This window comes from Pseudomonas sp. St290, assembly GCF_018325805.1.
Taxonomy (GTDB): domain Bacteria; phylum Pseudomonadota; class Gammaproteobacteria; order Pseudomonadales; family Pseudomonadaceae; genus Aquipseudomonas; species Aquipseudomonas bijieensis.
In genome coordinates this window covers 5725075-5745837 of sequence record NZ_AP014703.1, presented here as the reverse complement: position 1 = coordinate 5745837, position 20763 = coordinate 5725075, and the positions used below count along the sequence as shown (strand labels likewise).

The 20763-nt window shown below is 58.1% G+C and carries 15 protein-coding genes, 2 tRNA genes and 3 rRNA genes; 14 read left to right on the top strand and 6 right to left on the bottom strand.

Going from position 1 to position 20763, the window contains the following annotated elements; translation table 11 throughout:
- Positions 1 to 24 precede the first annotated feature (24 nt).
- From msrP to PBDP_RS25085, 10 genes are all read left to right on the top strand, one after another.
- Entirely contained in the window at positions 25 to 1038 is a 1014-nt protein-coding gene (msrP, locus tag PBDP_RS25130) for a protein-methionine-sulfoxide reductase catalytic subunit MsrP (RefSeq protein WP_212801457.1), read from the top strand.
- Positions 1038 to 1658, top strand: coding sequence for a protein-methionine-sulfoxide reductase heme-binding subunit MsrQ (gene msrQ, locus PBDP_RS25125; protein WP_109756333.1), 621 nt, complete (start codon positions 1038 to 1040; stop codon positions 1656 to 1658). Before msrP ends, msrQ begins: the two co-directional genes overlap by 1 nt.
- A gap of 555 nt (positions 1659 to 2213) precedes the next feature.
- Positions 2214 to 3750, top strand: a 16S ribosomal RNA gene (locus tag PBDP_RS25120).
- A 64-nt stretch (positions 3751 to 3814) separates the two neighbouring features.
- Positions 3815 to 3891: transfer RNA gene (locus tag PBDP_RS25115), tRNA-Ile, on the top strand.
- A 27-nt stretch (positions 3892 to 3918) separates the two neighbouring features.
- A tRNA-Ala gene (locus tag PBDP_RS25110) sits at positions 3919 to 3994 on the top strand.
- Positions 3995 to 4243: 249 nt separating this feature from the next.
- Positions 4244 to 7135, top strand: a 23S ribosomal RNA gene (locus PBDP_RS25105).
- 171 nt (positions 7136 to 7306) lie between these two features.
- Positions 7307 to 7422: ribosomal RNA gene (rrf, locus tag PBDP_RS25100) — 5S ribosomal RNA — on the top strand.
- Together the 16S, 23S and 5S rRNA genes with 2 tRNA genes alongside form the textbook arrangement of a ribosomal RNA operon.
- Before the next feature lie 148 nt (positions 7423 to 7570).
- On the top strand, positions 7571 to 8230 hold the full coding sequence (locus PBDP_RS25095) for a paraquat-inducible protein A (RefSeq protein WP_116833455.1): 660 nt from the start codon (positions 7571 to 7573) through the stop codon (positions 8228 to 8230).
- Positions 8217 to 8840 carry a paraquat-inducible protein A gene (locus tag PBDP_RS25090; RefSeq protein WP_109754934.1) on the top strand — a complete coding sequence of 208 codons (624 nt, stop codon included), beginning with the start codon at positions 8217 to 8219 and terminating at the stop codon, positions 8838 to 8840. Before PBDP_RS25095 ends, PBDP_RS25090 begins: the two co-directional genes overlap by 14 nt.
- The gene (locus tag PBDP_RS25085; protein ID WP_116834278.1) at positions 8833 to 11136 is read left to right on the top strand and encodes a PqiB family protein; all 2304 of its coding nucleotides are present in this window, start codon (positions 8833 to 8835) and stop codon (positions 11134 to 11136) included. The genes PBDP_RS25090 and PBDP_RS25085 overlap by 8 nt, the downstream gene beginning before the upstream one ends.
- A 198-nt stretch (positions 11137 to 11334) precedes the next feature.
- Here PBDP_RS25085 and mksF read toward each other — a convergent pair whose 3' ends face one another.
- Genes mksF through mksB form a run of 3 tightly spaced genes read right to left on the bottom strand, consistent with a single transcriptional unit; the run spans position 11335 to position 16143 of the window.
- Positions 11335 to 14175 (bottom strand): Mks condensin complex protein MksF, encoded by a 2841-nt coding sequence (gene mksF / locus PBDP_RS25080; protein WP_025215488.1) that lies wholly within the window; start codon positions 14173 to 14175, stop codon positions 11335 to 11337.
- On the bottom strand, positions 14172 to 14873 hold the full coding sequence (gene mksE / locus PBDP_RS25075) for an Mks condensin complex protein MksE (RefSeq protein ID WP_212801456.1): 702 nt from the start codon (positions 14871 to 14873) through the stop codon (positions 14172 to 14174). The genes mksF and mksE overlap by 4 nt, the downstream gene beginning before the upstream one ends.
- Positions 14863 to 16143 (bottom strand): Mks condensin complex protein MksB, encoded by a 1281-nt coding sequence (mksB, locus tag PBDP_RS25070; protein WP_109754932.1) that lies wholly within the window; start codon positions 16141 to 16143, stop codon positions 14863 to 14865. Before mksB ends, mksE begins: the two co-directional genes overlap by 11 nt.
- A 181-nt stretch (positions 16144 to 16324) precedes the next feature.
- On the opposite strand from mksB, the gene PBDP_RS25065 reads away from it, so the two are divergent.
- Entirely contained in the window at positions 16325 to 17104 is a 780-nt protein-coding gene (locus PBDP_RS25065) for an energy transducer TonB (RefSeq protein ID WP_249411821.1), read from the top strand.
- Complete coding sequence (rimI, locus tag PBDP_RS25060) at positions 17097 to 17549, top strand: ribosomal protein S18-alanine N-acetyltransferase (RefSeq protein WP_047229376.1); 453 nt, start codon at positions 17097 to 17099, stop codon at positions 17547 to 17549. Before PBDP_RS25065 ends, rimI begins: the two co-directional genes overlap by 8 nt.
- Before the next feature lie 143 nt (positions 17550 to 17692).
- Here rimI and PBDP_RS25055 read toward each other — a convergent pair whose 3' ends face one another.
- Positions 17693 to 18097: a serine kinase/phosphatase gene (locus PBDP_RS25055; protein WP_176689131.1), complete on the bottom strand. Its 405-nt coding sequence runs from the start codon at positions 18095 to 18097 to the stop codon at positions 17693 to 17695.
- Between PBDP_RS25055 and PBDP_RS30150 the strand changes: the two genes are divergently transcribed.
- Positions 18096 to 18224, top strand: coding sequence for a hypothetical protein (locus PBDP_RS30150; RefSeq protein ID WP_256594270.1), 129 nt, complete (start codon positions 18096 to 18098; stop codon positions 18222 to 18224). The two genes, PBDP_RS25055 and PBDP_RS30150, sit on opposite strands and share 2 nt — an antisense overlap.
- 5 nt (positions 18225 to 18229) lie before the next feature.
- Positions 18230 to 18874: a carbonate dehydratase gene (can, locus tag PBDP_RS25050; RefSeq protein ID WP_003205581.1), complete on the top strand. Its 645-nt coding sequence runs from the start codon at positions 18230 to 18232 to the stop codon at positions 18872 to 18874.
- Between the two features lie 7 nt (positions 18875 to 18881).
- Here can and PBDP_RS25045 read toward each other — a convergent pair whose 3' ends face one another.
- Both PBDP_RS25045 and PBDP_RS25040 read right to left on the bottom strand, forming a co-directional pair.
- Positions 18882 to 19409 carry an SET domain-containing protein gene (locus tag PBDP_RS25045; protein WP_109754929.1) on the bottom strand — a complete coding sequence of 176 codons (528 nt, stop codon included), beginning with the start codon at positions 19407 to 19409 and terminating at the stop codon, positions 18882 to 18884.
- A 179-nt stretch (positions 19410 to 19588) separates the two neighbouring features.
- Positions 19589 to 20749: a hypothetical protein gene (locus PBDP_RS25040; protein ID WP_109754928.1), complete on the bottom strand. Its 1161-nt coding sequence runs from the start codon at positions 20747 to 20749 to the stop codon at positions 19589 to 19591.
- Between the last annotated feature and the right edge of the window lie 14 nt (positions 20750 to 20763).

Here is a 20763-nt window from a genome sequence, read left to right as displayed (position 1 = left end):
GCCCTCCAATACTGCGGAGTTGTCATGCTGATCAAGATCCCCAAGTCGTCCGACTGCCGTGAATCGGATGTCACGCCCGAATCCCTCTATCTATCCCGTCGTCAAGTCCTGGGGGTCACCATGGCGGGTCTCGCCGTGAGCAGCTTGCCGCGATGGGCCGGCGCGGCCGATGCGGCGCGTTACGCCGATGTCGAGCCCGGCAAGGCTCCGTCCTGGTTTGTCGAGAAACTACCGTCTACCCAATGGGGGGCGGTCACGGTCAAGAATGAGCCCATTACACCGTTCAAGGACGCGACTCATTACAACAACTTCTATGAGTTCGGGACCGACAAGGGGGATCCGGCAGCCAATGCCGGATCCTTGAAGACTGAGCCCTGGAGCGTGGTAGTGGACGGGGAAGTGGGCAAGCCGGGACGCTATGGGTTGGAAGACTTCATGAAGCCTTATCAACTGGAAGAGCGTATTTATCGATTGCGCTGTGTCGAGGCTTGGTCGATGGTCATTCCGTGGATCGGCTTTCCCATCTCTGCATTGCTCAAGCAGGTCGAGCCGACCTCCAAGGCTAAATACATTCGCTTCGAGACTCTGCAGGATCCCAAGACCATGCCCGGGCAGCGTTCAGGTTTCGCTTTGATCGACTGGCCGTATGTCGAAGGCTTGCGATTGGATGAGGCGATGAACCCGCTGGCCATCCTGGCGGTAGGGATGTACGGGCGGGAGTTGCCGAACCAGAACGGCGCGCCGTTGCGGTTGGTGGTGCCGTGGAAGTACGGTTTCAAAAGTGTGAAGTCGATTGTGCGGATCAGTCTGGTGAGTGAGCAGCCGAAGACGACTTGGCAAAGCATTGCGTCTGATGAGTACGGCTTCTATGCCAACGTCAATCCGACAGTCGATCACCCGCGTTGGACCCAGGCACATGAACGCCGTCTGCCCAGTGGGCTGTTCAGCCCCAATGTCCGCGATACGTTGATGTTCAACGGCTATCAGGATGAAGTCGCTTCTTTATATGCGGGGATGGACCTGAGGAAGGACTACTGATGCGTTTTCCTGTCTGGCGAATTGGCGTCTTCATCGCGGCGGCGGTCTGGCCGTTGTTCTGGCTTTACGAGGCCTTGATGAACGCGCTGGGTCCTGACCCGGGCAAAGTCCTGGTGGATCGGCTCGGGTTGGGGACGCTGATTCTGTTGCTGATCACCTTGAGCATGACACCGCTGCAGAAACTGACGGGGTGGGCGGGGTGGATCGCCGTCCGGCGGCAGTTGGGGTTGTGGTGCTTTGCTTATGTGGTGTTGCATTTGAGTGGGTATGCGGCGTTCATATTGGGGTTCGACTGGTCGCAGTTGGGCGTGGAGTTGAGCAAGCGGCCTTACATTATCGTCGGGGCGCTCGGGTTCCTCGGTTTGTTGGCGCTGGCGGTCACATCCAATCGCTACAGTCAGCGACGGCTTGGTGTGCGCTGGAAGAAATTGCATCGCCTGGTTTATCTGATCCTGGGGCTTGGGTTGCTGCATATGCTGTGGATCGTGCGGGCGGATCTGAAGGAGTGGGCGATATACGCCTTTATAGGTGGCGTACTGTTGCTGCTGAGGGTGCCGCCGGTGATGCGCCGGATCCCGCGTTTGCTGGGCAGGAAAGTTCCTTCCGCAACAAAAGCGTAATTAAGGGTTGACGGCAAATTCTGGACGTCTATAATTCGCCCCACTTCCGGCGCAGTCGAAACGGAAAACTCCTTGGGATTCAATGAGTTAAGTAGGTTTCGAAGGGGTCGGGCTTCAGATCATCGAAGCCAGGAAGTAGCTGATAGGGCAGTGTGGGTTTGGCCTTTTCAGCGGTTCGATCTTCTCGGTCGAAAGCGGTGAAAAAGAGGTGTTGACAGCAGCGAGTAACGCTGTAGAATTCGCCTCCCGCTAACGAGAGATCGGAAGCGCAAGTGGTTGAAGTTGTTGATGTTTCCCAAGCGAAACTTTGAAAGCTTCTGAAAATAACCGCTTGACAGATACGCCGGGCGCTGTAGAATGCGCGCCTCGGTTGAGACGAAAGCTCTTAACCAACCGCTCTTTAACAACTGAATCAAGCAATTCGTGTGGGTGCTTGTGGAGTCAGACTGCTAGTCAACAGATTATCAGCATCACAAGTTACTCCGCGAGAAATCAAAGATGTAACCAACGATTGCTGAGCCAAGTTTAGGGTTTTCTCAAAACCCAAAGATGTTTGAACTGAAGAGTTTGATCATGGCTCAGATTGAACGCTGGCGGCAGGCCTAACACATGCAAGTCGAGCGGTAGAGAGGTGCTTGCACCTCTTGAGAGCGGCGGACGGGTGAGTAATGCCTAGGAATCTGCCTGGTAGTGGGGGATAACGCTCGGAAACGGACGCTAATACCGCATACGTCCTACGGGAGAAAGCAGGGGACCTTCGGGCCTTGCGCTATCAGATGAGCCTAGGTCGGATTAGCTAGTTGGTGAGGTAATGGCTCACCAAGGCGACGATCCGTAACTGGTCTGAGAGGATGATCAGTCACACTGGAACTGAGACACGGTCCAGACTCCTACGGGAGGCAGCAGTGGGGAATATTGGACAATGGGCGAAAGCCTGATCCAGCCATGCCGCGTGTGTGAAGAAGGTCTTCGGATTGTAAAGCACTTTAAGTTGGGAGGAAGGGCATTAACCTAATACGTTAGTGTTTTGACGTTACCGACAGAATAAGCACCGGCTAACTCTGTGCCAGCAGCCGCGGTAATACAGAGGGTGCAAGCGTTAATCGGAATTACTGGGCGTAAAGCGCGCGTAGGTGGTTCGTTAAGTTGGATGTGAAAGCCCCGGGCTCAACCTGGGAACTGCATTCAAAACTGTCGAGCTAGAGTATGGTAGAGGGTGGTGGAATTTCCTGTGTAGCGGTGAAATGCGTAGATATAGGAAGGAACACCAGTGGCGAAGGCGACCACCTGGACTGATACTGACACTGAGGTGCGAAAGCGTGGGGAGCAAACAGGATTAGATACCCTGGTAGTCCACGCCGTAAACGATGTCAACTAGCCGTTGGGAGCCTTGAGCTCTTAGTGGCGCAGCTAACGCATTAAGTTGACCGCCTGGGGAGTACGGCCGCAAGGTTAAAACTCAAATGAATTGACGGGGGCCCGCACAAGCGGTGGAGCATGTGGTTTAATTCGAAGCAACGCGAAGAACCTTACCAGGCCTTGACATCCAATGAACTTTCCAGAGATGGATTGGTGCCTTCGGGAACATTGAGACAGGTGCTGCATGGCTGTCGTCAGCTCGTGTCGTGAGATGTTGGGTTAAGTCCCGTAACGAGCGCAACCCTTGTCCTTAGTTACCAGCACGTTATGGTGGGCACTCTAAGGAGACTGCCGGTGACAAACCGGAGGAAGGTGGGGATGACGTCAAGTCATCATGGCCCTTACGGCCTGGGCTACACACGTGCTACAATGGTCGGTACAGAGGGTTGCCAAGCCGCGAGGTGGAGCTAATCCCACAAAACCGATCGTAGTCCGGATCGCAGTCTGCAACTCGACTGCGTGAAGTCGGAATCGCTAGTAATCGCGAATCAGAATGTCGCGGTGAATACGTTCCCGGGCCTTGTACACACCGCCCGTCACACCATGGGAGTGGGTTGCACCAGAAGTAGCTAGTCTAACCTTCGGGGGGACGGTTACCACGGTGTGATTCATGACTGGGGTGAAGTCGTAACAAGGTAGCCGTAGGGGAACCTGCGGCTGGATCACCTCCTTAATCGACGACTCAGCTGCTCCATGAGCTCCCACACGAATTGCTTGATTCATTGAAGAAGACGATTGGGTCTGTAGCTCAGTTGGTTAGAGCGCACCCCTGATAAGGGTGAGGTCGGCAGTTCGAATCTGCCCAGACCCACCAATTTCATGGTGTCCCCGGTAAAGATACGGGGCCATAGCTCAGCTGGGAGAGCGCCTGCCTTGCACGCAGGAGGTCAGCGGTTCGATCCCGCTTGGCTCCACCATTACAGATTGGCACAACGTTTAAAGCTTAGAAATGAGCATTCCACCCCAGGGTGATGAATGTTGATTTCTAGTCTTTTGATTAGATCGTTCTTTAAAAATTTGGGTATGTGATAGAAAGATAGACTGAACGTTACTTTCACTGGTAACGGCTCAGGCTAAGGTAAAATTTGTGAGTTGCTCTCATGAGCAAGATCGAATTTTCGGCGAATGTCGTCTTCACAGTATAACCAGATTGCTTGGGGTTATATGGTCAAGTGAAGAAGCGCATACGGTGGATGCCTTGGCAGTCAGAGGCGATGAAAGACGTGGTAGCCTGCGAAAAGCTTCGGGGAGTCGGCAAACAGACTTTGATCCGGAGATGTCTGAATGGGGGAACCCAACCATCATAAGATGGTTATCTTGTACTGAATACATAGGTGCAAGAGGCGAACCAGGGGAACTGAAACATCTAAGTACCCTGAGGAAAAGAAATCAACCGAGATTCCCTTAGTAGTGGCGAGCGAACGGGGACTAGCCCTTAAGCTTCTTTGATTTTAGCGGAACGCTCTGGAAAGTGCGGCCATAGTGGGTGATAGCCCTGTACGCGAAAGGATCTTAGAAGTGAAATCGAGTAGGACGGAGCACGAGAAACTTTGTCTGAATATGGGGGGACCATCCTCCAAGGCTAAATACTACTGACTGACCGATAGTGAACTAGTACCGTGAGGGAAAGGCGAAAAGAACCCCGGAGAGGGGAGTGAAATAGATCCTGAAACCGTATGCGTACAAGCAGTGGGAGCCCACTTTGTTGGGTGACTGCGTACCTTTTGTATAATGGGTCAGCGACTTATTTTCAGTGGCGAGCTTAACCGAATAGGGGAGGCGTAGCGAAAGCGAGTCTTAATAGGGCGTCTAGTCGCTGGGAATAGACCCGAAACCGGGCGATCTATCCATGGGCAGGTTGAAGGTTAGGTAACACTGACTGGAGGACCGAACCGACTACCGTTGAAAAGTTAGCGGATGACCTGTGGATCGGAGTGAAAGGCTAATCAAGCTCGGAGATAGCTGGTTCTCCTCGAAAGCTATTTAGGTAGCGCCTCATGTATCACTGTAGGGGGTAGAGCACTGTTTCGGCTAGGGGGTCATCCCGACTTACCAAACCGATGCAAACTCCGAATACCTACAAGTGCCGAGCATGGGAGACACACGGCGGGTGCTAACGTCCGTCGTGAAAAGGGAAACAACCCAGACCGTCAGCTAAGGTCCCAAAGTTATGGTTAAGTGGGAAACGATGTGGGAAGGCTTAGACAGCTAGGAGGTTGGCTTAGAAGCAGCCACCCTTTAAAGAAAGCGTAATAGCTCACTAGTCGAGTCGGCCTGCGCGGAAGATGTAACGGGGCTCAAACCATACACCGAAGCTACGGGTATCACGCAAGTGATGCGGTAGAGGAGCGTTCTGTAAGCCTGTGAAGGTGAGTTGAGAAGCTTGCTGGAGGTATCAGAAGTGCGAATGCTGACATGAGTAACGACAATGGGTGTGAAAAACACCCACGCCGAAAGACCAAGGTTTCCTGCGCAACGTTAATCGACGCAGGGTTAGTCGGTCCCTAAGGCGAGGCTGAAAAGCGTAGTCGATGGAAAACAGGTTAATATTCCTGTACTTCTGGTTATTGCGATGGAGGGACGGAGAAGGCTAGGCCAGCTTGGCGTTGGTTGTCCAAGTTTAAGGTGGTAGGCTGGAATCTTAGGTAAATCCGGGATTCTAAGGCCGAGAGCTGATGACGAGTTACCCTTTGGGTGACGAAGTGGTTGATGCCATGCTTCCAAGAAAAGCTTCTAAGCTTCAGGTAACCAGGAACCGTACCCCAAACCGACACAGGTGGTTGGGTAGAGAATACCAAGGCGCTTGAGAGAACTCGGGTGAAGGAACTAGGCAAAATGGCACCGTAACTTCGGGAGAAGGTGCGCCGGTGAGGGTGAAGCACTTGCTGCGTAAGCCCACGCCGGTCGAAGATACCAGGCCGCTGCGACTGTTTATTAAAAACACAGCACTCTGCAAACACGAAAGTGGACGTATAGGGTGTGACGCCTGCCCGGTGCCGGAAGGTTAATTGATGGGGTTAGCTAACGCGAAGCTCTTGATCGAAGCCCCGGTAAACGGCGGCCGTAACTATAACGGTCCTAAGGTAGCGAAATTCCTTGTCGGGTAAGTTCCGACCTGCACGAATGGCGTAACGATGGCGGCGCTGTCTCCACCCGAGACTCAGTGAAATTGAAATCGCTGTGAAGATGCAGTGTATCCGCGGCTAGACGGAAAGACCCCGTGAACCTTTACTATAGCTTTGCACTGGACTTTGAATTTGCTTGTGTAGGATAGGTGGGAGGCTTTGAAGCGTGGACGCCAGTTCGCGTGGAGCCATCCTTGAAATACCACCCTGGCAACTTTGAGGTTCTAACTCAGGTCCGTTATCCGGATCGAGGACAGTGTATGGTGGGTAGTTTGACTGGGGCGGTCTCCTCCTAAAGAGTAACGGAGGAGTACGAAGGTGCGCTCAGACCGGTCGGAAATCGGTCGTAGAGTATAAAGGCAAAAGCGCGCTTGACTGCGAGACAGACACGTCGAGCAGGTACGAAAGTAGGTCTTAGTGATCCGGTGGTTCTGTATGGAAGGGCCATCGCTCAACGGATAAAAGGTACTCCGGGGATAACAGGCTGATACCGCCCAAGAGTTCATATCGACGGCGGTGTTTGGCACCTCGATGTCGGCTCATCACATCCTGGGGCTGAAGCCGGTCCCAAGGGTATGGCTGTTCGCCATTTAAAGTGGTACGCGAGCTGGGTTTAGAACGTCGTGAGACAGTTCGGTCCCTATCTGCCGTGGACGTTTGAGATTTGAGAGGGGCTGCTCCTAGTACGAGAGGACCGGAGTGGACGAACCTCTGGTGTTCCGGTTGTCACGCCAGTGGCATTGCCGGGTAGCTATGTTCGGAAAAGATAACCGCTGAAAGCATCTAAGCGGGAAACTTGCCTCAAGATGAGATCTCACTGGGACCTTGAGTCCCCTGAAGGGCCGTCGAAGACTACGACGTTGATAGGCAGGGTGTGTAAGCGCTGTGAGGCGTTGAGCTAACCTGTACTAATTGCCCGTGAGGCTTGACCATATAACACCCAAGCAATTTGTAACTCCAAGCTGAAGAGCGAAGAGACCAGATTGCGGTGTGTGAAGACGACACGAACCGAAAGTTCGCATCGCTCACGAACGCAACACACAAATCTATCGCATACCCATTCGCTGGCACGTGACCGCAAGGCACGCACCGGCTACCGAATTTCTTGACGACCATAGAGCATTGGAACCACCTGATCCCATCCCGAACTCAGAAGTGAAACGATGCATCGCCGATGGTAGTGTGGGGTTTCCCCATGTGAGAGTAGGTCATCGTCAAGATTAAATTCCGAAACCCCTATCTGCTGATGCAGGTAGGGGTTTTGTTTTGCCCGCAGGAAAAGTCTACGAAAGCTCGTGATAAATTTGCACAGTTATTTCCGAGCTGGAGCACTAGAATAGCCCCACCTTAGCTGAGCCAGAGCTGTTTATGCCCGATCCGTCAGACATTGATAGGTTGTCAGATCTACCCCTGAGCGATCTGGTGGCATGTCATGAGTGCGACCTTTTGATGCGCAAGCCTCAACTGGCCCATGGCGAAAAAGCCGAGTGCCCCCGCTGCGGCTATGAGCTCTATGCTCACCGGCACAATGTAGTCGAGCGCAGTCTTGCCCTGGTTATTGCCGCCCTGCTGTTATACGTGCCGGCCAACTTCTTACCCATCATGCAACTCAATCTGCTCGGGCAGTCGTCCCAGGATACCGTTTGGAGTGGGGTAGTCGGTTTGTTCGATACCGGTATGCAAGGCATCGCGGCAGTGGTGTTCCTGTGCAGCATGGGCATCCCGCTGCTCAAGTTGCTTTGTCAGTTGGCTGTGCTGTTGACCATTCGCTTGGACTTTGGCCGTAGCTACGGTTTGTTGCTGTACCGCATTTATCACCATTTACGAGACTGGGGGATGCTTGAGGTCTACCTCATGGGCGTGCTGGTGGCCATCGTCAAGTTGGCCGACATGGCGGCCATCACCGTAGGCCTTGGCCTGGTGTGTTTCATCAGTTTGTTGCTGGTCCAGGTCTGGCTGGAGGTGGTGATGTCACCGCATCAGATCTGGCAGGCGTTATCAGGAGAAGATGCCCATGCGGGCGATTGATGCAGGCATTCTGATCTGTACGGAGTGCCATGAGTTGAATCGGCAGGACGCTGAAGCCGACAACCAAACCTGTACTCGCTGCGGCGCGCTGGTTCACCCCCGTCGCCCGAACAGCTTGATGCGGACCTGGGCATTGTTGATCACGGCCGCGATTCTCTATATTCCGGCCAACATGTTGCCGATCATGACCATCAACTCGCTGGGCCAAGGTGCCCCGAGTACGATCATGTCCGGCGTCATCGAGTTGGTACAACACGGCATGATTCCCATCGCCGCCGTGGTGTTCATCGCCAGTATCCTTGTACCTACCTTCAAGTTGGTGGGTATCGCCTTGTTGCTGTTTTCCGTGCAACGGCACCAGCCCATGTCGGCGCGGCAACGCATCTTTATGTACCGTTTCATCGAGTTCATTGGTCGTTGGTCGATGCTGGATATTTTCGTGATTGCCATTCTGGTGGCAGTGGTGAATTTTGGGCGACTCGCCAGTGTCGAAGCCGGTCTCGGCGCGATCGCTTTCGCCAGCGTAGTGATTTTGACAATGATTGCCGCAGTAACTTTCGATCCCCGACTGATTTGGGATAACACGGAGTCGGATGACGACCATGACTGATTTGCCTACCGCTAAAACCCGACCGGCTTCGAACTGGTCGGCCATCTGGGTCTTGCCGTTGATTGCCTTGATCATCGGCGGCTGGCTCGGCTGGCGGGCTTATAACGAGACCGGAATCGAGATCACTGTGCGCTTTGAGAGTGGCGAAGGCATCCAGGTCAACAAAACCGAAGTCGTCTACAAAGGGATGACGGTCGGCAAAGTGACGGCCCTTAAACTCGATGACGAAGGCAACTCCAAGGGCGTGGTCGCGACGGTCGAGATGAATAAGGACGTCGAGCAATACCTCAAGACCGGAACGCGTTTCTGGCTGGTCAAGCCGAGCGTAAGCCTGGCCGGGATCACTGGCCTGGAAACCCTGGTATCGGGTAACTATGTGGCCATCAGCCCCGGTGAAGGCGAATCGACCCGTAAATTCAAGGCCCTGGTCGAAGAGCCGCCGCTGTCGGACGCCAAGCCGGGTTTGCATCTGACCCTCAAGGCTGATCGGTTGGGTTCACTGAACCGTGGCAGCCCGGTGTTCTACAAACAGATCCAGGTCGGTCAGGTGAAGAGCTACCTGCTGTCCGAGGATCAGAGCAAGGTCGAGATCAAAATCTTCATCGAGCCGACCTATGCCAACCTGGTGCGCAAACATACGCGTTTCTGGAACGCCAGTGGCATCAGCATCGATGCCAACCTCTCGGGCGTCAAAGTGCGCAGCGAGTCCCTGGCCAGCATCGTGGCCGGGGGGATTGCCTTCGCCACGCCGGAAAGCCGCAAGGACAGCCCGCCGACGGACCCAAGCCTGCCGTTCCGTCTTTACGAAGACTTCGACGCTGCTGCGGCGGGTATCCGTGTAAAGGTCAAACTCAGCGATTTCGAAGGATTGCAGGCCGGCCGTACGCCGGTCATGTACAAGGGGATTCAGGTCGGCAGTCTGAAGAACCTCAAGGTCGATCCAGACCTGTCCAGCGCCACGGCTGAATTGACCCTGGACCCGCTGGCCGAAGATTACCTGGTGACCGGCACGCAGTTCTGGGTCGTCAAGCCGTCGATCTCCCTGGCGGGTATCACTGGCCTGGAAGCGCTGGTCAAGGGCAACTACATTGCCGTGCGACCGGGTGACAAGGGCGGCGCGCCGCAGCGCGAGTTCGAAGCCCGGGCCAAAGCGCCGCCGCTGGACTTGCGTTCCCCGGGGCTGCACTTGGTCCTGCTGACCGAAAACCTCGGATCGCTGGAGGTTGGCAGTCCGATCCTCTACAAGCAGGTCAAGGTCGGCTCGGTGCAGAGCTATCAGTTCTCCCGCAAGAAAAAGCAGTTGATCATCGGTGTGCACATCGAGAAGGAATACGAAGGACTGGTCAACGGCTCCACACGTTTCTGGAACGCCAGTGGCATCACCCTCTCGGGAGGCTTGACGGGCGGGATCCAGGTCAAGAGTGAGTCCCTGCAAAGCCTGATGGCTGGCGGGATTGCCTTCGAAACCCCGGAACCGAATGTGCCGCTGAAAAGACGCATTCCACGCTTCCGCCTGTTTGCCGATCATGAAACTGCACAGCAGCGGGGCACCATGGTCACGATCAAGGTCGACCGCGCCGATGGTTTGCGCAGTGGTACGCCGATTCGTTTCAAAGGGTTGGATGTAGGCAAGATCGAGGATGTTGATCTCAGCGCCGATATGCAATCGGTGCTGCTCACTGCGCGTATCACCGAAGTGCCCGAGCGCATCGCCCGGGTCGGGTCCCAGTTCTGGGTGGTCAAGCCTGAACTGGGGTTGATGAAGACCTCCAACCTGGAAACGCTGGTAACCGGCCAATACATTGAAGTGCAGCCTTCGGCGAAAAACCTCGGGCCGCAGAAGAGCTTCGTGGCCCTTGCCAATCCACCGGAAAGCGCTGTGCCCGAAGCGGGGCTGAGCCTGGTGCTAAGCGCGGCCCGCCGTGGTTCGTTGAAGATCGGCGTGCCAGTGACCTATCGCGAGATTACGGTGGGCAAGGTTACCGGTTATGAACTGGGCCAGACGGCGGACCGGGTGCTGATCCATATCCTGATCGAGCCTAAATATGCGCCGTTGGTGCGCAGCGGCTCACGCTTCTGGAACAGCAGTGGCTTCGGTCTGGACTTCGGTCTGTTCAAGGGCGCCACGGTGCGAACCGAGTCGCTTGAAACGCTGATCCAGGGTGGCATTGCCTTCGCAACGCCGGATGGCGAAAGAATGGGCAGCCCGGCACGAGCGGAGCAGACCTTCCCACTGTTCGACAAGTTTGAAGATGAATGGCTGACTTGGGCGCCGAAGATCAGTCTCGGCAAATAATTGGGCCGCGTTAGTTTGTCCTGACGTCATCGCGAGCAGGCTCGCTCCCACAGATCAAGTGTCGTTCATGGTTATCAAGTACGACATCAATCCAATGTGGGAGCGAGCCTGCTCGCGATGATGTCCATTAAAGACTTCGCAATGAAAAAGGCCGCGATCCATTTGGATCGCGGCCTTTTTCACATCCGGAGATTCACATCACACCGGATCCAGCTCCGGCTCATCGGCCTGTACATTCACCGTGGCCTTCACTGCATCATGACGACGGATGTACTTCCAGTCCGCTTCGTCGATGTAGATGCCGTTCGGGCCGCTGCCGCCCTCCAGGTCGATGGCGACACTGGCGCAGACTTGCGGCTTCACGCTGGCCAGGATCGGCACGAAGCCCAGTTGCAGGCTGGTTTCCAGCAGCGCGGCCTGGTTTTTCTCGTCGATGTCCGCCGCTTCGTCGAGGTAGTACGGCAAGCGCACACGACCGGCCTGTTCGCGGTCCATCAGGTGCAGCAACAAATACATGTTGGTCAGCGCCTTGATGGTCATGGTGGTGCCGTTGGATGCCGCACCGTCGATGTCGGTGTGGATCACGGGTTGGCCGTTGACCTTGGTGATCTCGAACGCCAGTTCGAACAGGTCCTTGAGACCGAGCTGGTTGTGGTTCGCTGCCACCAGCCGCGCCAGGTATTCCTTGGCTTCTTCGTTCTTGTTGTCCTGCTCGGCGCTCTGGCTGAGGTCGAACACCGACAGCGTCTCGCCTTCCTCGTACTGGCCGGCACTGTGGATGATCTGGTCGATGTGCTTGAGCGCTTCCTTGTTCGGCGCCAGGACGATCCGGAAGCTCTGCAGGTTGGACACCTGGCGCTTGTTGATCTCGCGGTTGAACAGCGCCAGTTGATGTTCGAGGCTGTCGTAGTCGCTGCGAATGTTGCGCAGGGTCCGGGCAATGTCGGTCACTGCCGCGCGTCGGGCCTTGCCCAGGGTCAGGGCTTCGTCGGTGCGGTGGGCATAGGCGTTGATCAGCAGTTGCAGACGGCGCTCCATGTCGTCTTCACTGTCGAACTTGGCCACGCCCTTGAGGCGCACCTGGGCATACAGCGCTTCGATCTGGCCGTCGACCCGCAACAGGCCTTGCCAGCTATCCTGATAGTCATTGAGCAGCGGCAGCAGGTTGTCCATGGAATCGTCGACCGGGTCCATGAATGGCGTGCCGAACGGCAGGTCCGCGGGCAGCAATTGGCGACGGCGCAGGGCGTCGTCGAGGGTGCGCTGCTTGGCTTCCATGTCGGCGATCTGCCTGCCCACCAGTTGCAACTTGGCGGACAACTGCTGGACGCGCTCGGTGAAGGCATCGCTGGAGCGCTTGAGTTCGTCCTGGGCGGCTTCCATTTGCGCCAGTTGCTCGAGCTTCTCGCCTTCCTCGGCACTCAGGGTCTGGGTGCGGCGGAAGTCTTCCAGGGCTTTTTGCGCATCCAGGACCTGTTGGTACAGCGCTTCGGTCTGGGTCTTGCTCGCGGCGCGGTCGGCGGCCACGGCTTGCTGGGTCTTGAGCTGCTTGAGTTCTTTTTCCAGGCGCTCTTTCTGGTCCCGCAGTGCGGCACGATCGGCCAGGGCTTGCAGGGCTGGCGGTTCGATGTGGGACAGGTCGATGGACAGGCCCGGGACTTCGAAGCGTTCGCCCTTGAAGCCGTCGAGGATCAGTTCCATGGATTTGACCCACTCGCCGTTTTCGTCCAGCGCGATGCCGTGTTCACCCAGTGGCAGGCTGAACAGGGCGCTGTTGAACAGGCGCATCAGGCGCTCGACATCCTGTTGCGAGAACTCTTCGCGCAGGCGGGCGTAGCTGTTGTTGTCGGCGTGATCGAGTTGCTGCTTGACCGACTTCAGGCGTTTTTCCAGATCCCGCAGGCGCTCTTCGAGGTCTTCGGCGCTGAACTGCCGGGACTGGGCCAGGGCGCCGGCCAGTTCATCGTGGGCGTCCTTGGCGGCAAGCAGTTGCTGCTCCAGGACCTTGACGTCATCCACCAGGGCGAAGCGGTTCTTGAGCACCGACAGCTCGCCGATCCAGCGCTGGATACCGCTGATTTCCCGCTCCAGGCGCATCAGCTCCTGGGTGCCACCGCGCTGGTCGTTCTGCAGCGAATCCTGTTCGTTGCGATAGTGTTCGGCCTGGATGGTCAGCTCTTCCTTGCGCGCACTGGCGTAGTCCGACCAGGTACCCAGCAACGAGTCGAGCAATGGCGACAGGCGATGCAGTTTTCCGCGCAAAATGTCGCGCTGCTTCACGCCATTGGCCAGGGCTTCAACCAGCGGGCCGGCGGCGACCAGGGAGTTGTAATCCTGCTCCATGCGTCGTACGTCGCGGAAGGCTTCTTCGCACGCGGCGATGTAATCCACGCTACCGGAGCGCAGGCTGTGCTCGAACGCGTCGAGGAACAGTTGCTTGAGCTTGGCCGCGGTGATTTCGCGCATGTGCAGCAGGTTGATGAACAGCGCGCGGAAAGTCTTGAGGCTTTGCTCGCTGGTGGAGCGCAGCGGGATCAGCGTCAGGTCCAGCGGAATCGAGGTGTGCCCACCCACCAGCAGGCGCCGCAGTTCATCCGGTTTGAGTTCGTAGGCTTTGAGGCCTTCACGCTCCAGGTTGGTGAACAGCTCTTTCTGCCGCAGGCAGGTGTCATCTTTCTGGTAGTGAGCCAGGTCCAGTTTGCCGGCGTAGGCAAAGAACTGATGACCGAAACCGCCGCCCGGGCCGCGACCGACCACGCCGATCACATGCGGGCCGTGGGGCAGGGCGACTTCCACCAGGATGTAGCTGGTGTCCGAGGCAAAGTAGAACCGCCGGGATTGTTCCAGGCTGTACTTGCCGAAGCTCATGTCCGACATGCGCGCCAGGATCGGGAACTGCAAGGCGTTGATCGAGGCGGATTTACCCAGGTTGTTCGCACCGTATACCGACAGCGGTTCTTCCAGCGGGAACAGACCGAGGCTATAGCCGGCGGTGTTCAAAAGGGCAAAGCGGCGGATGCCGTAGCGTTCCTTGCTCATGCGTCGGTCTCCTGTTCTTCGGCGATGGCACGGGCCAGCGCGTCTTCTTCGCTTTCACCTTCGAATTCGCTCAGATCCAGCGGATCATCGGTTTGCAGCAGCTTCTCGTCGCTGTCTTCGTCGATCAGCACCGGTGCCGGCAACGGCAGCACGCTGTGCAGGCTGGCGGCCAGGTCGCGGTCCTGCTGGACCGACAGGCAGACGTCGAGGAAGCGGTGCATCGGTGGCAGGAAGCGGTACACGCCATTTTCTTCACCGGCGAAGCCCAGTTGGGTCATGCGCCGCATGATTTTTTCTTCCAGCTCTTCCTGGGTCTGCACTTCGGCCTGGATGAACAGGTCGCGGTACTTTTCCAGCAGCGAAGGCAGCTCATCGCGACCCAGGCTGCCACCGTCGAGCACGGCGATCGGGTCGCGGCCCTGGTCGGCCAGGTGCTCGACGAGGATGAAGGTGAACAGGGCCAGGCGCTGGGCGGTCTTGTTCACCGCCGCGGCGGCCAGGTCCGGTACGAAGTAGTAGAAGCCACGGGTGTCGCATACCAGCTCGAAGCCCAGGGCCTTGAACAGCGTGCGGTACTGGTCCTGGAAGTTCGACAGTTGCGCGTACAGCTCCGGGTCGCGGCGGCTGACGTGATAGCCCTTGAACAGCTCGCGGAAGATCGGCGCCAGCTGGGACAGTTCGGATAGATCAAGATGCATGGGGGATGCTCGCAGAATCCTCGGCGGCGCTGTCGCGGGCCGAGAGCAGGGCGAAGGAGCGCAGGCTGACCTGATGCTCGTGAGTGTGGTATTCGCGGCGTTCCAGACGCTCGCGCTTGAAACGTTTTTCCCGCGACAGGCGCGAGAACCAATACAGCAATTCGTCGGTGGCGCCGTCCGGTTCCTGTTCCAGCAGCCAGGTCATGAGGTCCGGCATCGGCAGGGCGTCTTCGCAACGCTCGACCATCTCGCGCACGGTGCGTGGCGCACGCGGTGCTTCGCCGCCCTTGTGGGTCTTGTGGGACTTGGGGAAACGCGCCGGTTTCGGTTCGAAACGGGCCAGGGCATAGACATAGGCCTCGACCTGGCTGGCGCTGCCGAGGAAGGTGCTTTGCGGCCGGGTGAACAGCGGCATGGCGGCCTGTGGCACGGCATCGATGCCTTTGCGACGAATGGCGGCCAGGGCCAGCGCGGCGCCACGGGTCACGGCGTTGTGGCGGCGGGCTTCTTCGCGCAGTGGCAGGAGCAGTTCACGGGCATGGCGCAGGGTCAGTTGGGCACTGGTCTGCATCTCGAGGATGCGCGCGTGGGTGCGCAGCAGCATGTCGTCGTCCACCAGGTGGCCGAGGCGCTGCTGTTCGGTGAGCATGCGCAACAGCACGTTCTCGACCTTGCGCACGCCTTGCTCGAACGCGCCATCGGCGTTCACCAGTTGGATCATCGGCTCGACGTATTCGTCCCAGGTTGCCAACACTTCCGCGTAGCGCTGGCGCAGCGGGATCTGCCGGTCGCTGGTCTTGGCCCGTTCGGCCACGGCCACCAGAGCCTGTTCGTCGTTGGCGAGTTTCTTGAGCACGTCGCGCACGCGCATGTCCAGCAGGCGCAACTGGCGGGCCAGGTCGTTGCCGTCGCGGATGTCGAAGGCGTCCTGGATGTAGCCGGCGAGGCGCTCGAGGTGGCGCAGGTAGGCTTCGATCTCCAGGCACAGGCCCAGGCGGTGTTCGCGGCGCAGGTAGGCGAGGAAGTCATGGATCTGGGCGTTGAGCTCGAAGCGGTTCGGGCTTTTCGCCACCGGTACGAGGATGTCCAGGCGGATCCATACGTCCAGCAGGTTGGTGATGTCCTGGGGCGTGCTGTCCAGTTGTTGGGCGGCCAGCTGTGAACGCAATTCGTTGAGGCTCAGGGTGCCCTGGTCGAAGTGCTCGCACAAAGGTTCCAGCAATGCCCAGTGTTCAGCGAGGGCGCGCAAGACGCGCTTGGGTTCGATCATCGCAATGGCCGTCGGGTTGGCAATTAAAAGCGGCGATTGTACTGCATCGGGCCGGTTGCGATTCACCCCTTGGACGGACTGTCGTTCTGTATCGATCAACTATCGGTGCAACAGGGAAGCGATCCGCGCCGAAGGGCGGTAGAATCCCTTCCACTTTCAGTTATCCACAAGTGGCCGACCCTTGCTTATCGAGTCCCGTCGCCGCGCCTATCTGACCGCCATGCAGGTGGTCAACTGGCTGCCGCGTACCGAATTGCCGTTCGCCGCCCCGTCGCGGCCCGAGCTGCTGGAAACGCCCGAGCCCGAGTACATCGCGCCGGTCGTGACCGCGCCTGTGGCCAAGACGGTGGCCGAGCCGGTAGCGCCCGCGGCCGAACGGCCAAAAATCGAAGTGCCGCGGCCGAGCCTGGCCTCGACCCGGACCAATGCCAAGCCGGTGGAAGAAGTTGTCGAGGCGCCGCCCAAGGCACCTTACGTCGCCCCGCCGCGTTTCGCCCTGCAACTGCTGCGGGCCGGGCGTTGCCTGTTGCTGGTGGAATTGCCCACGGGCGAGCCCTTCCAGAGCCGCGATCCGGCGTATCTGCTGCTCAAGGACATGCTGCGCGCCGCCGGTCTGCCGGACAGCCCGCAAATCATCGGTGAACCGGTGCGCTGGCCGCTGTTGTCCCGCGGCACGATGGACCAGGGGCCGGAAGCGGCGCGGGATTTCGTCCAGGGCTTTGTTTCGGCGCGGCTCGAAGATGAACCCTGTGCGTGCCTGTGGTTGATCGGCCTGCCGGCGGTGAAGTTCGCCGGCGAGGCGGATGCCGAAGCGTTCAATCGCGAACTGCAGGTCGAAGGCCTGGGCTCGGCCTGGGCGTTGCCCGGCCTGGAACTGTTAATGGAAACGCCACAGCGCAAGGCTGATGTCTGGCAAGCCATGCGCCGGCTGATGGCGCGCTGGAAAGAATCGAATGAGTGACGCTGTATCGTTCCGCCCGATGACCGAGGCGGACCTCGACGCTGTGCTGAAGATCGAATACGCCGCCTACAGTCATCCCTGGACCCGCGGGATATTTCTCGACGGGCTGGGCAAATACCAGATCTGGCTGATGTTCGAAGGCCAGCAGCAAGTGGGCCATGGCGTGGTGCAGATCATCCTGGATGAGGCGCACCTGCTCAACATTACCGTCAAGCCGGAAAACCAGGGCCGTGGCCTGGGCTTGCGTCTGTTGGAACACTTGATGTCGATTGCCTACAAGGCCGAGGCCCGGGAATGCTTCCTGGAAGTGCGCGACAGCAACCGCACCGCGTTCCGGCTGTATGAGCGCTATGGCTTCAATGAAGTGGGCCGGCGCCGGGATTACTACCCGGCGGTGGGTGGGCGTGAGGATGCGGTGGTCATGGCGTGTACCTTGGTGGACTGAACTGCCACATCAAGGTTGACCGCTACACCGTCATCGCGAGCAGGCTCGCTCCCACATTAGATCTGCATCGCTCAAGACATTTGGTTATGACGCAGAACCTGTGGGAGCGAGCCTGCTCGCGATGGCGTCAGCTCTATCGACACTTACCGCTTGCCATCCAGCGGATCGATATCGGCCATTTCCGCTTCATCCAGCCCATCGCCCCCACCAATATCATTTTCATCCACCACGCTCAGGTCCCAGTCCGCCTGCTCGTCGTCCCCGGCCTCGCGGGCATCCCGGGCCCCGTCTTCGCGAATCAGTGTTTCCGGGCTCAGGTCGTCGTCGGTCGGCTCGTGATCATCCGTCGAGGCGCCGGTCATGCCCGCTTCGCGCACGCGTTCACGTGGCATCAGCTGTTCGCGTTCGTTTTCCGGCAATTCGTCGCCGATTTTCGCACTGGGCTGTTCGTCGTCGAACTCCAACTCATGCATCGAGCCCATGCGATCTTCGTTGTCGTCGATGGGTTCCGGTTGCGTCGCATCGAAGGGGCGTCGTGAATCATTCATGGCAATTCCTCATACTGTGGGCCTTACTGGTGTCGACCGGCAGCGCACCCAGGAATTCCAATGCATCGCTGACGTGACCTCGACCGGCGGTCGTCTGTCACAGTTGCGCACTCTCTATCGAGGCTAGACAGCATGAACGAATTACAAGATCTGATTGATAACAACGCGCGCTGGGCCGATGCGATCAAGCAGGAAGATCCTGACTTCTTCTCCAAGCTGGCCCGTCAGCAAACCCCGGAGTACCTGTGGATCGGCTGTTCCGATGCGCGGGTGCCGGCCAACGAGATCGTCGGCATGTTGCCGGGCGATCTGTTCGTACACCGTAACGTGGCCAACGTGGTGCTGCACACGGACCTCAACTGCTTGTCGGTGATCCAGTACGCGGTGGACGTGCTCAAGGTCAAACACATCCTGGTCACCGGCCATTACGGCTGTGGCGGTGTGCGGGCCTCGATGCAGGACCGGCAACTGGGCCTGATCGACGGCTGGTTGCGCTCGATTCGCGACCTGTACTACGAGCATCGCGAGGCGTTGGGCCAATTGCCGACCGAAGAGGAACGTGTCGACCGCTTGTGCGAGCTCAACGTGATCCAGCAGGTGGCCAACGTCGGTCATACCAGCATCGTGCAGAACGCCTGGCACCGTGGGCAGAAACTGTCGATCCACGGCTGCATCTACGGCATCAAGGACGGACGCTGGAAAAGCCTGGACACCACGATCAGCGGTTTCGAGCAACTGCCGCCGCAGTATCGGCTGCGTCCGGTCGACGCACCCTGATTCAGGGTCAGTCGCGATGACAGCGACGACGCCAGTGCCGTAGGAATTTCATTCCCTGCTCATTCGGCGGTTCGTCATAGCCGGTGATCCAGCCATGGCAGTTGGATGAACCGCACCGGCAGGCGAACTGCCGATACAGTTTCCGTTCGGTGCTGGCGTAGTCCATCGTCAGGTAGTCGCCTTTGTGGATGTGGGTCAGCGACCACAACCACAATTCGCTCATGTCGAGAAAGACATTCGGGTTGCAAGAATGCAGCAGCAATCCAGCGAAACGTGGGTCATACATGTGTATTTCCGGCAATATCTGCAGCGTATGCAGGCGTCGTCGGCTCACCAGAAGCCCCGATACCCGGCACATCCGCTCCATGGGGGGGAAGGCCCTTCGGGCGATGACCCCATTGCTGCGTCCGTCGCTCGTTTGATGCACGTCGAAATCGCGGACGGATGGATAACCCAGGCGGGTGCTGAGTTCTTTTTCAGGGTAAATGCAATCCTGGTTCTGTGAGCTAGCTCTATTTGCAATGAAGGTGGTCATGACGGTCCCTGTCGGCTTTTAGGGCACTCGACTTTTTGGCGCCGGCGATCCTGCCAGCGGTTGCTATAGACATTGATAGCTTCGCCTAAGTCGAGCGCGGCATCTACTGTCGACTCTGACAGGAGCCAAAGGCGCTTTCCCGCGTCAGTGCAAGCTTACGCGGGAAGGCGCCCCAAGGTTCAGACCGCTTCGGCAGGCAGCGGCATGGGCACCTTCAGTTGCGGAAGTTGCGACTTGATCGCCGGCGTTTCGCATTTTTTCTCAGCGTCTTCCTCGCTCAGTTTACGCACCGAGGTGTAGAACAACTCGCAGGTCTTTTCCTTTTGCGTGACTTGCCAGGTCTGCGTGCACTGGTTCAGCAGGGCGCTCGGATCGGTGCCCGGCTTGCTGCCCATGCCAGCCTGCCAGCATGCAGCACTCAGGTCCTGGCCCATGACTTTCAAGCCGGCGGCATCGGCCTTGGCTTCGTCACCGTCGTAGTTTTCCTTGTCGGCGGCGTACCAGATGTAGCTCGGGTGGTTGGAGCCCAGGACCGGCACCTTGACCCCCGCAGTCGGCGTGATGCTCGCCAGGCCGAGCACGCCCACAGTCTGGCCGTACTGGGTCTTGATCCAGTTCCGAACGGGCGCTCCGAAGGCCACCATCGGCAACGCGGCGCCGCTGGCGGTTTGGGTGATCTGCGTGACCATGGTGGTCTGGTAATCGTTGAAGTAACTGTAGAGGCCTTCCAGCGTGCTGCCGGCATTGGACGGCGCTGCGATGGGCGCGATGTCGATGATGGTCTGGTAGGCCGGTGTCTGGTCGGCGGCAATGCCGTTGACGGTCAGCAGGGTGGCCCAGCGATCGGTGGTGGCCGACTCCAGGTAGTCCTGGGCCTGGGTCAGGGAGTAATCCGGCGGGAAGTGCAGCAGCTCGACGCTCTTGCGGTTTTCCAGGGCCATGCCCAGCGGCAGGAACAGGTACCAGTTGTAGGACCATTTCTTGTCGCTGTTGAGTTTGCTCGCGCCGTTATACGCCAGGTCACCAGCGTCGAGCAGGGCCTTCAGTGGTTGGCCGTAGCTCTTGGGCACTCCGCTGATGCTGGCATAGACCTTGTCGTTATCGATTTTGACGTGGACCTTGGCCGTGCCGTAGCCGTCGCGCTGCACGCTTTGGGTCAGGTAATGCTCGACGGTCTGTTCCAGGGTCCAGTCGCGAAAGCAAATGACGTTGCAGTTGTTGGGGTAGGCGAAGAGGCGGGTAACGCGTTCGGTGCTGCCCAGTTGTACGTCGATGTCGGTGGCATGGGCGGCGGCACTGAAGGCCAGGGCGGCAAAAGAAAGTACGGCGAGTTTGGACATGCTCAGATCCTTTT